Source organism: Archangium lipolyticum, from assembly GCF_024623785.1.
GTDB classification, from domain to species: domain Bacteria; phylum Myxococcota; class Myxococcia; order Myxococcales; family Myxococcaceae; genus Archangium; species Archangium lipolyticum.
Map to the genome: position 1 here is coordinate 13958 of NZ_JANKBZ010000032.1, position 12655 is coordinate 26612.

The following is a 12655-nucleotide window of genomic DNA, read 5'->3' on the forward strand; positions in this document are numbered from 1 at the left end:
CGGATCTCCTGTAAGTGGGGTGCCCCACCGTTTAGACTTCGGTGGCAAGATATGGAGGACCACCCCGTTTGTCGAGAAGAGGAGCGCCGTGGATCGTGTGAAGACGTTGCGAGCGGACGGCCGACGCAACCGGGAGCGGATCCTCGCCGCCGCCGCGGAGCTGGTCGGCAGGGAAGGCGCGCAGGCGTCGCTCGAGGAGATCGCGCGGCGGGCGGGGGTAGGTTCCGCGACCCTGCACCGGCACTTCCCGTCGCGGCGGGCGCTGTTGGAGGCGGTATTCCGCGCCGGTGTCGCGCAGCTCTGTGAGCGGGCAGCCGCGCAGCCGGGCGAGGACCCCAGCGCTGAGCTGGCCGCATGGCTCGAGGAGCTGACGGTTTACACCGCGACCCATCGCGGGCTTGCCGCTGCGCTGCTGGCCGGCCCGGATGGCCTCTCACCAGAAGAGATCTGCTGCACCGGCATGCTGCTCGACGTGTTGAAGGTTCTGGTGACACGCGCCTCGTCTGTGGGCGCGCTTCACGCCGACGCCACCGCGGAGGATCTGATACTCCTGGCGAACGCGATCGCCGTCGCCACCGAAGACGATCCGACCACCGCGAGCCGGTTGCTGCGCCTCGCGCTCACCGGCATACGGTCTGAAAACCGGAACGGTACCCCTTCTCGGCCGGGTCGGGCTCGGGCGCCGACGAAGAAGTAGGCCGAGCACTGCCGCGAGAGGTGGAGGCCGAGGCCCGTGCGCAGGGCAGGCCTGTCATGGGAGCGCGAGCGGTGCAAGAGCAGCACGCAGCCGTTCGGACGCGAGCTCCAGGAAGGCCACCGCCGCCACGCGTGGCTGGCCAACGCCTCCGGGTTCTTCGGCACGCCCGCGCGCTTCAAATACGCCGGGCTCGCGCAGATGACCGAGCGCACATGGCCAACGAGGCGGGCCCGCAGCGCCGAGTCGGGGAGCGATCCAATCCTCACTCCCAGGTCGATGCCCTCCTCGGCCAGCGAGACCACGCGATCGAGCAGCGTGAGCCGCAAGTGAGCCTGCCCCGGTTTTGTGGACACACCTCATAAGTCGGCTACACGGGAGGTAGTGTTCATGGAGCGAAGAGGCGGAGTTTTACCCCGGAGTTCAGGGCCGATGCGGTCCGGTTGGTGCGCGTGGGCGGCAAGAGCCTGCCCCAGGTGGCCAAGGACCTGGACCTGACCGAGTCGGCTCCGCGCAACTGGGTGCGCGAGGCCGAGGGTGGCAAGGGCAAGTGCGCCGTCCCGGCCAGACGCCCAGCACGATTGACGGGCGCACCGCTTGTTTCCTCTACTCCTCGGGACGCAGCGTCCAACCCGAGCGGCTTGCTGGGAGAGAGGTGTGGCTTGCCCACGTGTCTTGTTGGTTCGCGCCCGGCGGGTGTGCAGCGGTTTCCTCGAGGCATCGCGCTCGTGCTGGCGTTTCTGCTGTTGGTGGCGCTCGTCGGGTGTGGCACCGCCTCCCGGGCCGTGCGCCTGGACACGGGTGACGGCGATGCCTTCGTCGTCACTCCACGTGGCGGCGAGTCGCCCGTGCAACTGCGCACGGGCGAGTTCAAGGAGTCACTGGCCGAGCTGGCGCGGGATGTACGGCCTGCCGCAAATCCCCTGCTACACGCCCGGCGGCTGATGTTCGACTCCTTCTGGCACGAGGAGGTCTACCTGAAGTGGACGGGGCAGCGCCTGTACCTGGATTCCGAGGCGGAAGCGACGCAGTCCGTCCCCCAGGTGTGTCTTGAAATGACGCGCGCCTACCGGCTCTGGTGCGAGCGCCAGGGCCGCTCCAGAGACTGCCTCTCGCTGCTGAAGGAAGAGCTCGTGTTCGGCGCGGAGGGCCGGTACGCCCTGGCCCTGGAGTTCGCCCTCGGCTCGGTGTGGAACGAGACAATGGACGCCTTGAAGGACATGGCCAGTCCAGAGGCAGTACGAGCCACCCTCGTGTCCGCTATGGCCATATACATGATGCTCTGGGTATTGCCCGAGCCGGTGAGCAAGGGCGTGGCGGCCAGCTTGACGGTCGGCCTCATCGCCTACTTGGGTGTGGACACCGTCTGGAGCCTCATCCAGGGCTGGAGTCTGCTGGTGTTGGAAGCGGATCGGGCTACCACCTTCACTGAGCTGCGTGAGGCGGGTGAGCGGTTTGGCCGGGTGCTTGGGAAGAACTCCGCGCGCGTCTTCGTCCTGCTGACGACGGCGGCGATTGGGAACACGGCGGGACTGGCGGTGAAGGGACCGGGATTGCCCGGTGCCGTGAGGGCCACGGCCCTGGCGGAGTCCCAGGCGGGCCTGCAGTGGGCCGCGGTGGGCGAGGTGGGCTCCGTGGCCCTGTCCGCCGAGGGGACCTTCACCATCGCTCTTGCCCCCGGTGCGGTGGCCATGTCGGCTCGCCCCGAAGGCGTAAGCTTCCCCACGGGAAGTACGCTCGAGCCTGGACCACATGCCTCGGAGTCGATCCCCGCCAGAGGGCCCGGGCGTGATTTCACGGCGGCGGAGCGCGAGGCCGTGAATGAAATCGGCAGGAAACACGGGTGCCACACGTGTGGCACCAGGAATCCTGGTACGAAGAGCGGCGATTTCATCCCGGATCATCAACCGCCCAGCCAACTGGCTCCGGGCCAGCCCCAACGACTCTTTCCCCACTGCAAGGCATGCAGCCTCAAGCAGGGAGGCGAGGTCAACGCGGAGCTGCGACGAAAGTGATGGGTGAACCCATGCCGTGGATTTCCTCTGCCGGAGGACCCCTGGTGCTCCTCCCCAAGGTCTTGCTGCCGCACTGGCGGGGAACGTACGGGGTGCCTTCCGACTATGAGCGGGCCTGTGGCGTCGAGGGCTACGTGGGAGTCATCGAAAAGGCCGGGGGCGAGATGCTCGTGCTGGGCGACGAACCTCTCCAGACCGCGGTCTCCGCTCTGGACGGAAGGCCTTGCCTGGTGAGGTGGGTCTACGCGCCCTCGCCCGGTGTCGCGGAATCCACCGTGGCGGCGATGGTACCTGCCCAGCTTCGAGGTCCACTGGAGTCCGTTGCCATCCGACTGGAGGGCTCCCCTCTGGTCCTCATGGATGCCGGTGCCCCTGGCGAGCATCCCGGCGACACCCTCGAGCTGGAGTTGGAGCCCGGCGCCTATCGTGTCCACGTGTACGAGTTCGCTCCTGCCCGGGACATGAAGTTCCTCGTATATGAGTTCGAGCCGCATACGGGCTGGTGAGGTGAGCCCCCAACGCGACGGGGTTTCTTCCTCACCCGTTCCCGGGTTGCTGACCTGACGAGTCCTGTGGGAAGGGTCTACTTCACGGGATCGTCTTCTCCAGGTCCGCGACGGTGAAGCTGTTGTTGAAGAGCGCGTGGATGGGGCGCTCGCCGCGCATGTCCGCGCGGACGCTGAAGAGCTGCTGGATGAAGAACGCGTAGACCGTGTTCTCACGCCGGGTCGTGTCCTGGCTGAGGCTGGACGAGGCGCTGGCGCCGAGTGTCTTCACGTCGATTTTGGCCGGAGTTTCCAGGAAAACGGCTCTCAACCGCGCTGGAGCGCTCTCGCCGGAAGCCTCCGGAGGCGACTTCGATTCCCGCCGCCTCCACATTCAGAAGCCCAGCAATCTCACCGGGTTGCTGGGCTTTTTCTTTGCGAGGATGCCGATGCGCTCGTCTCGGCCGCGCAGCCGCTCGCTTCTAGCGCAGCGCCGCGAGGGCCGCGCCGACCTTCGCCACCGTCACCGACACGGGCGTCGTCACCTCCGGGGCGAAGATGGCCACGCGGAGCTCCTCGAAGGCCCACCGCAGCTCCCGCGCCGCCTCCTGGTCACGCACGGTGGCGCGCCTGGCGAGGAAGGTCTCCCACAGGGGGGTGAAGGGCTCGGCCTTCCCCGCGTCCTTGCCGGGGTTCGCCACCGCACGCGCCAGCCGTGCCTGGGCCGCGCGGAGGTAGCGCGGGTAGTCCAGCAGGCGCACGAAGGGAATCCACTCGATGAGGTTGGCGGGGAACAGGTGCCCGAGCTGCGAGCGGATGTCCCGCACGGCCGCCGAGCCGCTCGGCCCCTTGGATGCTGTCTTGAGTGCGGCGAGCGTCGCGGCGAGCGCCGAGGAGGTGGCCATGACGGCCTCCGCCCAGTCCCGGGCCGCACGCTCGATGCGCGGTGAGCCCTCACGGACCAGCGCCTCGAAGTCCGCCTTCGTGCGGGGCAGCGGCGCACCCGGTGCGAGCTTGAACGCATCGTCGACGGCGCGTGCGAGGACGAGCGCCCGGAAGGCGTCGGCCTGGCCCCGCGCGGGCGGCGCGCCGTCCAGGGACGGGAAGGGCGGCGGCATGCGCGCGGCGCTGACGGCCACGTGTCCGCGCGCGGCGAGCATCAGGAGCCGGCGGACCCCCGTGCGCGTGGCCGCGTCGGCGGCGGAGGAGGTCTCGAGCAGCACCAGGTCCACGGCGGCACCCCGGTCGACGAGCGCGGGGTAGCTGCGGATCTCGAGCCCACCGACCCGCCGGGTGACCACGGGGGGCAGTTCTCCGAAGGTCCAGGCCGTCAGCCCCTTGCGCTCCCAGTCCGAGGCCGGTGCCGCGCTGCGCAGCGCCGCCCGGGCACGTCCCCCGTGTTGCTCGAGCAGCGCGTCGGCGTCGCGGCTCCTCGCGAGCTCCTTTCCCCGCTCGTCGAGCACCCGGAGCGTGATGCGCAGGTACGGCGCCACGGCATCCGCCCGGAGGGACTCCTCGGGCAGGTCCACGCCGCACAGCCGGGACACCGCACGCGCGAGCGCTGGAATCATCGGCCCGCGGAAGGGCACCAGCTCCTTCTCGAGACGGTCGACCAGGTCCGGCACCGGCCCCAGCTGCTTGCGCTGGGCGCGGGGGACCTGCTCGAGCAGGGCGGCGAGCTTCTCCCGCTGCCACCCGGGGATGGTCCAGTCGAGTTCTCCGGGGACCAGCTGGGCGAGCAGCAGCAGCGGCACGCTCAGGGTGATGCCGTCGTCCTCGGCCGCGGGGTCGAAGGTGTACGTCACCGGCACGGACGCGCCGTGCAGGGTGATGGCGTCCGGGTAGTGCGCCGGGGACAGGCCCGGGTCGTGTGCGAGGGCATCCTCCATGGAGAGGACGAGCACGTCGGGGTCGGCCGCCTCGGCCTTGCGGCGCCAGGCCTCGAAGCTCGCCCCGTCCGTCACGTCCGCCGGGACGCGCTGGTCGAAGAACGTCAGCAGCGCCTCGCTGTCGAGCAGCTCGCTGCGCCGGGCCTTGTCCCGCAGGCGTGCCACGCGCTCGAGCACCTGGCGGTTCTTCTCCTGGAACGCCCCCCGCGTGCGGTACTCGCCGCGCACCAGGGCATGCTCGAGGAACATCAGCCGTGCCCGCTCCTTGTCCATGCTGGCCAGGGCCACGGGGCGCTCCTTGAAGACCTGCAGCCCGAAGAGGGTCGCGCTCTCCTTCACCACGGCGCGCGCGGACTTCTCCGACCAGTGCGGTTCGGAGTAGCTGCGCTTGAGCAGGTGGGGGGCCGCCGCCGCGAGCCACTCCGGGTCGAGCTTCGCCACGGTGCGCGCGAACAGCTGGGACGTCTCCACGAGCTCGAACGCCATCACCCAGGCAGGGGGCTTCTTCGCGAGCGCCGACGAGGGGTGAACCATGAAGCGCGTCTGCTTCGCGCCCGTATAGTGGCGCTGCTCCGGATTCCACTGGCCGATGCGGGACAGGAGCCCGGTGAGCAGCGCCTGGTGCAGGGCGTCCCCGCGCGCCGGGGCGCCCTGGCCCTTGCGCGGCAGGCGCAGCTCGCGGACGGTCTCCTCGAGCTGGCGCTGGACGTCCCGCCACTCGCGCACCCGCAGGAAGGACAGGAAGTTGTCCCGGCACACGCGCCGCAGGTGGGACGTCCCCCGGCCTTCGGCCTCGCGCACGAACGCCCACAGCTTGAGCAGGCCCGTGAAGTCCGAGTGCTCGTCTCGGAAGCGCCGGTGCAGCTCGTCCGCCTTCTGCGCGAGCTCCCTTGGCCGCTCGCGCGGGTCCTGCAGGTTGAGCGCCGCGGCGACGATGAGCACCTCGTCCAGGCACCCGTACTCGGCGCCGGCGAGAATCATCCGCGCGATGCGCGGGTCCACCGGGAAGCGCGCGAGCTGGTGCCCGAGCGGCGTCAGGGTGCGCTCCTTGCCCTCGATGGCCCCGAGCTCCTCGAGCACCCGCCAGCCCTCGGCGATGGACTTCGGCTGGGGCGGGTCGAGGAAGGGGAAGTCCTCGACGTCACCGAGGCCGAGGGACTTCATCCGCAGGATGACCCCCGCGAGCCCGGTGCGCTTGATTTCCGGGTCGGTGAAGGCGGGCCGCGTGGTGAAGCTCGCCTCGTCGTAGAGGCGCACGCAGATCCCCTCGCGCACGCGTCCGCAGCGCCCTTTGCGCTGGTCGGCGCTGGCCTGGGAGACCGGCTCGATGTGCAGGCGGGTGGTGCCCGAGCGTGGGTCGTAGCGCGACAGGCGCGCCACCCCCGTGTCCACGACGTACACGATCCCCGGGATGGTGACCGACGTCTCCGCGACGTTGGTGGCGAGGATGACCCGGCGCTCGGGGATGGTGGCGAAGACGCGCGACTGCTCGGCGGCCGACAGGCGCGCATACAGGGGCTGCACCACCGTGCCGCGGAGCTCGCGCGCGTTCAGGGCATTCTCGGCCTCGCGGATTTCCCGCTCCCCGGGGAGGAACACGAGGACGTCCCCGTCCGGGTCGAGCGAGAGCACGTCGGCCACCGCATCGGCGACGGAGTCAGCGAGCTCGGCGTCCTCGGGGGGAGGCTCGTAGAGCACGTCCACCGGAAAGGTACGGCCCTCCACCTGGATGACCGGAGCCCCCCCGAAGAACCGCGAGAAGCGCTCGGTCTCGATGGTGGCCGAGCTCACCACCACCTTGAGGTCGGGGCGCCTGGGGAGGATGCGCTTGAGCCACCCCAGCAGGAAGTCGATGGTGAGGCTGCGCTCGTGGGCCTCGTCGAGCACGACCGTGTCGTAGCGGCTCAGGAGCGGGTCGCCGTGAATCTGCGCGAGCAGGACGCCGTCGGTCATGAACTTCACGGCCGTCCGCCGGGACGAGCGGTCCTCGAAGCGAATCTGGTAGCCGACGTCCGTGCCCAGCTCCGTGCCGAGCTCGCGTGCCACGCGCGCCGCCACGCTCGTCGCGGCGATACGCCGGGGCTGGGTGACGCCAATCTGGCGCGGGCGGCCGCGCCCCATGGCGAGCAGGACTTTCGGCAGCTGCGTCGTCTTCCCCGAGCCGGTGGCCCCCGCGACAATGACCACCTGATGGGCGGTGATGGCCGCGGTGATGTCCTCCACCCGGCTCGAGATGGGGAGCTCGGGGGGGAAGTGCAGGGTGGGCAAGCCGCCGGGGATGGGGACGGGTGAGTCGCCGGACATGGCAGCATTGCCTAGCACTGAAGCGCACGCTCCGCCCCTGACGAATCGTGTGGGCACCTGCACGCCCGGCGTTCCTGGAGGAATTCTCCCTGCACGCGTCCAATGCGCCCTGCGGTACATGCACCTGGGGAAGGGGAGAAACACCGCGCCATCCAGATGCTGGAGGATGGGCGGGATGCGTCTCCGGCTTGGAGACATTCCGGAAACCGCTGAGATTCCAGCAGCTTCCGGCCCCAGTTTCAGTGTCCCCGACGGGATTCGACCCCGTGGGCAGGACGATGGAAAACCCCAAGCAGGACGCGCTGTTACCCGCTATCGCCTTGATTCTCCTCGGGTTCATCATCCCGCCCCGTCCCGCGCTGTTCCCCCTCCAACCCCGCTGGCGGGGCACACTGGGGGCACATGCGGCTCCCTCCCTTCGCCTCTTCGGCCATCCCGTGCCGGACAGGGTGGCTGTTAGCTGGCGAGTTCCTACGCGCGGGGCCTTGCCGCGTCGGCTCCGGCGATTCTTGGGCTCACTGAACAGGGACGATGACCGGCAGCCTACAGGCAGGGGGCGCGAGGATTGAATGCCCTGCACCCGTCCTGTTACGTTGGCCCCACCATGGGCACTTTCCCACTTCTCAGGTATGGCCTGCTTATCGTCCTGATGGCTTCCCCGGCACTGGCCAGGGATGAGGCAGAAAAGCTCACGATTCGGACCCTCAAGGTGCCGGCCCATCCAGGTCAGGAGGCTCCGTCCATCTACGTTTCCTGGCAGGTGGTGACGGCGCTCCGCTTCGAGAAGGAGGTCGATCCGGAGAAGACGAAGTTCTTGGCGTGGGAGGGGCGTTTCGAGACCCCGCTTGTAGGTGGCAAGAAGGTGGTTCTAGAGCCGCTGCGTGACCTCGACGACGGCGAGGCGCTGCCCCTGCTCGTGACGCTCGTTGACGGGACGGAGTTCACGTTCCTTGTGAAGCCCAAGAGGCGCGAGGACTGGGGATGGATCGACTATCAGGTCAACGTGTTCAAGGACCACGACAGCTACAACGAGATCCTCTCGTCCCTGTATGACTCCCTCAACCGCGAGCGCAAGCTGAGCGAGGAGAACGAGCGGTTCAAGAAGGAAGAGAACTCGGTCGATCATGCCTACGCGATCCTGCTTGCGAACGGACAGGTGAAGAAGACGCCGTTTCGCCGCGTGAGATTCTGGCGCTCAAAAAACGAGGACATGGACACGCGGGTCGAGGTCTTTGAGGGCCCCGGAAAAGCGGCGGTCGTGATTCACCTGAAGAACACCTACTACGGCGAGTCCTGGAAGCTGGACGGTGCCTACCTAACGCGCGACTTCACCAGCTATACGGCTCGGCCCTTTGCGCTTCGCATGGACCGGAACGAAATCGCTCCCGGTCAATCGGGGAAGATCGCGGTCGTTGTGGACAAGAGCGCCTTCCAGACGGACCAGGGGCAGCTCGCCGACCTGGCCCTCCAGATCTTCCGTGGGGACGGTCTCCTACAGGTGGCTGTTGCGATGGATCACACACTGGTTCGGCAGTAGAAGTGCCGTTCATGCGCACGACCAAGGCCCTGCTGCTCAGCTCCATCGTCCTGCTCGCTACGTCTTCCGGTTGCACCACCACAACCGGCGGCGTGACGCTTCGCCCGGACGGCACTCCAGGTCCACAGGAATGCTCCGAGGAAGCCAAGAGGATGATGCGAGCACTGAAGCTACACGTCGGGGATGCCGCCTGGGTGGACCTCGATGCAAACCAGCTCGACGCGAAACAGCTCACGCTCTACGACGGACCGATTGAGAGCATCCTGAAGGACGACTTCGGCACGCTCGAATCGACAACTCGCTTGTACGGACAGGTCTGGACTAGCGGCGCCCAAGTCGTGATCCGGTACTACGAAGCCCACCCACCAGACAGCGAAAAGTTCCCTATCTGCGCAGTGGCCCGGCTCAGCCGGGACCAAATGCGGAAGCGGCCCGAGTCGAAGCCCGGAATGGCCATCCTCGACGGCTCCACCGCAGCGGCATACGTCGTCGATGCCTTCCGCTAAAACTTCATATAGATCAGATGTGTCTTAACTGACAAACGTTCAAGAGCCACGCATCAACTTCGGATTGAAAAAAATGGCAATTAGGTTTGAAAGATTTAACCTTTGGCGTGGCGGAAAAACTTGGGCATTCGTCAAGTTTCGCGAGCACCACACGGAACTCAATCACATGTACTGGGCGCATGCACCAGCAGCACACCATGCCCACAGACACATAAAACTCTCTTCGTCGGAACCTGCCACCGCATTTCACTTCACGCGAGAGGCCCATAGAGTTCCAAAGACCTCTGTTGAGTGGAATGAAAGGTTCAAAGAATTCGAAAATTGGACAAGACTCAGTGCTCTCATGTCTCTAGCTTCATATTTCGAAATTTACATCCGCTCTGTTGTGTCCCTCGCGCTTGAGTCGGATCCCGGTGTTCAATTGGGCAGACCTCATGCAATTGAAGGGGTTAGTCTTCTTAAGACTCGGAAAGATTATTCATTCATAGATCTTGCCGAAAACTGCGCCAAAGGGACCTGGCAAGAGAGGCTCAACCATTATCGAACCTTGTTCGGGCACGTCCCGCCCCAACTTGAAGCTATGACTGTGGATCTCGAAGAGATAAGAAGGATGCGGAACTCTGTCGGCCACATGTTTGGTCGCTCAGGCGACTTCTCGCTCATTCGCGATCTGCCCGATGTCACACCTACAACTCGTCTCAGCGAGACACGGCTTCAAGCCTTCTTGGGGACGGTCATGGATGCGGCAATCATCATCGACGGGCATTTGGGGCCCAGCCATATTGGGCAGTATGAGTCCTTTATCTATTATCATTCTTGGCGGGATCCAAATTTTCTAGACACCCCCGAAGAAGCGCGGCAGCTCGCTAGGGAATTCAGCCAATTCAAAGCATCGCCAGCAAGAGGCGAGGCTGGTCGGGAATTCTGTCGCGGACTGATTAGTTATTACAAGAACGCGTGACCCCTGGCCAATCCATCATGTCGCACAGTCTTGGCCAGTCCGCTCAGTTGAATCAGGACCGGCGCGTCGGTAGGCAGGAGAGAGCCGTTAATGTCGAAAGGATCGAAGCAGAAGAGGGATGAACGTCGTAAGCGAGAAACAAAAGAACAGAACCGGCAGGTGGCGAAGAAACTCCTTCGTCATCTCTCGACTTCCCGAGTAGGAGAGAATAGCTCGTCTTCGCTCTCAATTCCGCCTGAAAAGCTTGGAGCCCCCGGCATTCCTCACGAGTTGCACGCTGTTGCTGGCCCTGCTCCTGGTATTGTCGGAGATCATGCGTACAGCATGGCAGCGATGAATGACACCTCGGAACGGGACTTCCGCATCGTTGCTCATCTTGCCAAAGAGCCCGGTTCCTTTTCGGGAGATTTGAGCATTTCGGTGGATCCAACTCATGGTGCATCTCTTATCGAGGCGCCTCCTGGATTCAACTTCGCCGTCCTCCAGACAACCTTCGGTGAAGTCCAGATGGCTCTGAATTCCACCAATGAGGTTGCTGGTCTTGAATTTCGCTGCCGTGCACGAAGCTCAAGAGAGGTACTCAATAAGTACAGCGATGTGCTCGCCTCGCTGATAGATCACATGTCGTTCAATCACGATATTCCTATCTTTGTTCGGTACGTTGCGCTGTGGGATGAGAAGAATAGAATCTTGACTGCATCCTATGTGGCCCCCTACCGCAAGGTTACACCGTCGGGGAATTGGACTGTTTTTGACCTCGAGTTGCGGCCTTTTTACGCGCTCTACCGAGAGGCCCTCACCAACCCGAGCGTCTATTACCAATTCCTCTGCTACGCAAAAGTGCTGGAAGGCGCCTTTCGATGGTTGTTCCCGCGCCTACGTCGAGAAGCTGCATCTAGAGCAGTTGAGTTCCCCAAACTCGACATCCGGATCGAGGACCATCCAGAGTTGGAAGGGGAAGCACGAAAGTGGGTCGGTCGCAGTGTACAGCAGGCCTTCAATGACTACTTACAGGGTGAATTCCGCGACGCGATAGCGCATTTCGCAAAAACAGACGAAGAGCCCATCGTCACCAGCAACTACATCAGCAGTGCGACTGTCGCGAACAACCTGCTCCTTGCACGTATTTGCGCCCGCAGTGTCATTCTCGCCGCAGAACAGGTAGTTCGATTTCTAAAGAACATACCTACAGCCGCTACACCGTAGCCCAACCTTGCTCGGTCGCTGCTCCCTTCGAAAGTGATACTCGTCCGGCCCATGGCACGCTGCGGAACTTTGCCGGGGTGAGGGGGCAGGCGCTGTGGCACCTTGGATCCCTGGAGAGCACACGGGCGCGGCATCGGACGCACCAGCGACTCGGGCCGTTGGGCGGCACCAGCGGGGAGGCAGCCACAGTGCGAACGTGGGGCCGTGGAGGGCCAGGAGCGTCGCAGTCAGTGCGCCGGTAAGCACTCGGCGGACCACACCTTCCGCGAGAGGGAGGAGCCGTTCAGGGTCGCGTTCCAGGAGGTGCAGACATGGGACGCGACACGGAAAGAGTGGACGCAACGCTGGAGAAGGCTGCGGCAAGCAACTATTGGTCGGAGGCCGAGGCGCAGGTGGTGCTCAAGGCCCAAGAGGCGAGCGGGCTGTCGGTGGCGGAGTTCGCCCGCCGCCATGGGCTTGGGCCGCAGCGGCTGAGGTGGTGGAAGAAGCGGAGAGCCGAGGAGGCGAACCCAGCGCTCGCGTTCATCCCGGTGCGGGTTGAGGCGGAGCCGTCGTCACAAGCACAGCAGGCACCGAGCGGAGCCAGCATGGAAGTGGTGCTGGCCCGGGGCCGCCGCGTCCGGGTGGAGCCCGGCTTCGACGCGCACGCGCTGGCGCGGCTGGTGAGGGCGTTGGAGGAAGCATGCTGACGCTGCCCGCCTCGGTGCGAATCCACCTGGCGAGCCAGCCGGTGGACATGCGCAAGTCCTTCGACGGGCTGTCCTTGCTGGCGCGGCAGGTACTGCGAGAGGACCCCTTGAGTGGACACCTCTTCGTCTTCTTCAACCGCACGCGCGACATGGTGAAGGTGCTGTGGTGGCACTCTGGAGGCTTCTGTCTCTTCGCCAAGAGACTGGAGAAGGGCAGCTTCCGACTGCCGCGTCCGCCGCCGGAGGACACGGGCGCCGTGACGCTCGAGGCGGTGGAACTCACCCTGCTCTTGGAAGGGATTGATTTGAAGGCCAGCGTCCGTCGGCCGCGCTGGCAGCCCCCACCTCTCAAGTCACCTGTGTGAGAAA

Annotated in this window: 11 protein-coding genes and 2 pseudogenes; 10 read left to right on the forward strand and 3 right to left on the reverse strand. The window is 65.5% G+C overall.

The window, feature by feature from the left end; genetic code table 11:
* The first annotated feature begins 88 nt into the window (after window positions 1-88).
* A complete protein-coding gene (locus tag NR810_RS41705) occupies window positions 89-697 on the forward strand; it encodes a TetR/AcrR family transcriptional regulator (RefSeq protein WP_257460855.1) in 609 nt (202 codons plus the stop codon).
* A 158-nt stretch (window positions 698-855) separates the two neighbouring features.
* On the opposite strand, the pseudogene NR810_RS41710 reads toward NR810_RS41705, so the two are convergent.
* Window positions 856-1050: pseudogene (locus NR810_RS41710) on the reverse strand (LysR substrate-binding domain-containing protein); the annotation flags it as partial.
* Between the two features lie 42 nt (window positions 1051-1092).
* Between NR810_RS41710 and NR810_RS53070 the strand changes: the two are divergent.
* From NR810_RS53070 to NR810_RS41725, 3 genes and pseudogenes are all read left to right on the forward strand, one after another.
* Window positions 1093-1263, forward strand: a pseudogene (locus tag NR810_RS53070) (transposase); the annotation flags it as partial.
* Between the two features lie 180 nt (window positions 1264-1443).
* Window positions 1444-2709 carry a SitA5 family polymorphic toxin gene (gene sitA5 / locus NR810_RS41720; RefSeq protein WP_456062044.1) on the forward strand — a complete coding sequence of 422 codons (1266 nt, stop codon included), beginning with the start codon at window positions 1444-1446 and terminating at the stop codon, window positions 2707-2709.
* An 11-nt stretch (window positions 2710-2720) separates the two neighbouring features.
* Window positions 2721-3215 (forward strand): immunity 21 family protein, encoded by a 495-nt coding sequence (locus NR810_RS41725; protein WP_257460858.1) that lies wholly within the window; start codon window positions 2721-2723, stop codon window positions 3213-3215.
* A gap of 82 nt (window positions 3216-3297) precedes the next feature.
* On the opposite strand, the gene NR810_RS41730 is transcribed toward NR810_RS41725, so the two are convergent.
* Window positions 3298-3525 carry a hypothetical protein gene (locus tag NR810_RS41730; protein WP_257460860.1) on the reverse strand — a complete coding sequence of 76 codons (228 nt, stop codon included), beginning with the start codon at window positions 3523-3525 and terminating at the stop codon, window positions 3298-3300.
* A gap of 151 nt (window positions 3526-3676) precedes the next feature.
* The gene (gene hrpA, locus NR810_RS41735; RefSeq protein ID WP_257460862.1) at window positions 3677-7387 is read right to left on the reverse strand and encodes an ATP-dependent RNA helicase HrpA; all 3711 of its coding nucleotides are present in this window, start codon (window positions 7385-7387) and stop codon (window positions 3677-3679) included.
* A gap of 604 nt (window positions 7388-7991) precedes the next feature.
* Between hrpA and NR810_RS41740 the strand changes: the two genes are divergently transcribed.
* The 6 genes from NR810_RS41740 to tnpB all read left to right on the forward strand — a co-directional run bounded on the left by NR810_RS41740 (window position 7992) and on the right by tnpB (window position 12651).
* Window positions 7992-8924 carry a DUF2381 family protein gene (locus NR810_RS41740; protein ID WP_257460863.1) on the forward strand — a complete coding sequence of 311 codons (933 nt, stop codon included), beginning with the start codon at window positions 7992-7994 and terminating at the stop codon, window positions 8922-8924.
* An 11-nt stretch (window positions 8925-8935) separates the two neighbouring features.
* Complete coding sequence (locus NR810_RS41745; RefSeq protein ID WP_257460865.1) at window positions 8936-9430, forward strand: serine/threonine protein kinase; 495 nt, start codon at window positions 8936-8938, stop codon at window positions 9428-9430.
* A gap of 610 nt (window positions 9431-10040) precedes the next feature.
* Window positions 10041-10391 (forward strand): hypothetical protein, encoded by a 351-nt coding sequence (locus NR810_RS41750; RefSeq protein ID WP_257460866.1) that lies wholly within the window; start codon window positions 10041-10043, stop codon window positions 10389-10391.
* A 90-nt stretch (window positions 10392-10481) separates the two neighbouring features.
* Window positions 10482-11597 (forward strand): methylamine utilization protein MauJ, encoded by a 1116-nt coding sequence (gene mauJ, locus NR810_RS41755; RefSeq protein ID WP_257460867.1) that lies wholly within the window; start codon window positions 10482-10484, stop codon window positions 11595-11597.
* A 311-nt stretch (window positions 11598-11908) separates the two neighbouring features.
* On the forward strand, window positions 11909-12286 hold the full coding sequence (gene tnpA, locus NR810_RS41760) for an IS66 family insertion sequence element accessory protein TnpA (RefSeq protein WP_257460869.1): 378 nt from the start codon (window positions 11909-11911) through the stop codon (window positions 12284-12286).
* Complete coding sequence (gene tnpB / locus NR810_RS41765) at window positions 12280-12651, forward strand: IS66 family insertion sequence element accessory protein TnpB (protein WP_257460872.1); 372 nt, start codon at window positions 12280-12282, stop codon at window positions 12649-12651. The genes tnpA and tnpB overlap by 7 nt, the downstream gene beginning before the upstream one ends.
* The last annotated feature ends 4 nt before the right edge of the window (window positions 12652-12655 follow it).

Coding starts and splice junctions, on each gene's coding strand:
- NR810_RS41725 (WP_257460858.1), top strand. CDS start 2,721: ATGCCGTGGATTTCCTCTGCCGGAGGACCCCTGGTGCTCCTCCCCAAG.
- hrpA (WP_257460862.1), bottom strand. CDS start 7,387: ATGTCCGGCGACTCACCCGTCCCCATCCCCGGCGGCTTGCCCACCCTG.
- NR810_RS41740 (WP_257460863.1), top strand. CDS start 7,992: ATGGGCACTTTCCCACTTCTCAGGTATGGCCTGCTTATCGTCCTGATG.
- NR810_RS41745 (WP_257460865.1), top strand. CDS start 8,936: ATGCGCACGACCAAGGCCCTGCTGCTCAGCTCCATCGTCCTGCTCGCT.
- NR810_RS41750 (WP_257460866.1), top strand. CDS start 10,041: ATGCGGAACTCTGTCGGCCACATGTTTGGTCGCTCAGGCGACTTCTCG.
- mauJ (WP_257460867.1), top strand. CDS start 10,482: ATGTCGAAAGGATCGAAGCAGAAGAGGGATGAACGTCGTAAGCGAGAA.
- tnpA (WP_257460869.1), top strand. CDS start 11,909: ATGGGACGCGACACGGAAAGAGTGGACGCAACGCTGGAGAAGGCTGCG.
- tnpB (WP_257460872.1), top strand. CDS start 12,280: ATGCTGACGCTGCCCGCCTCGGTGCGAATCCACCTGGCGAGCCAGCCG.